The following is a 489-nucleotide window of genomic DNA, read 5'->3' as shown; positions in this document are numbered from 1 at the left end:
CGGCGATCGCCGGCATCAGCGTGTTGGAGAAGAGATAAGGCCGCGAACGCTGGCGCAGCCAGTCGACAACCTGGCTTTTGCCTGAGGTGTAGCCGCCCGACGCGCCGCCCAGCGCCTTGCCGAGCGTGCCGGTGATGATGTCCACCCGGCCCTCGACGCCGCAATGTTCGGCCGAGCCGCGGCCGTTTTTGCCGACGAAGCCGACGGCGTGGCTGTCATCGACCATCACCATGGCATCGTATTTTTCCGCGAGATCGCATACGCCCTTCAGATTGGCGATGATGCCATCCATGGAGAACACGCCGTCGGTGGCAATCAGCCGGAAGCGACAATCCCTGGCTTCCTTCAGCCGTGCTTCGAGGTCGGCCATGTCGTTGTTGGCGTAGCGGAAACGCTTGGCCTTCGACAGCCTGACCCCGTCGATGATCGAGGCGTGGTTCAGCGCATCGGAGATGATCGCATCCTCCTCGCCGAGCAGCGTTTCGAACA

1 protein-coding gene is annotated in these 489 nt (G+C 63.0%); it reads right to left on the bottom strand.

Features of this window, described 5'->3' with window-relative positions; genetic code table 11:
- The coding region (locus tag ACWTU9_RS33215; protein WP_455862018.1) for an aminotransferase class I/II-fold pyridoxal phosphate-dependent enzyme at window positions 1-489 on the bottom strand (489 nt) is incomplete at both ends.

This window comes from Mesorhizobium sp. 128a, from assembly GCF_053848025.1.
This window is presented reverse-complemented; position numbering and strand designations above follow the sequence as displayed.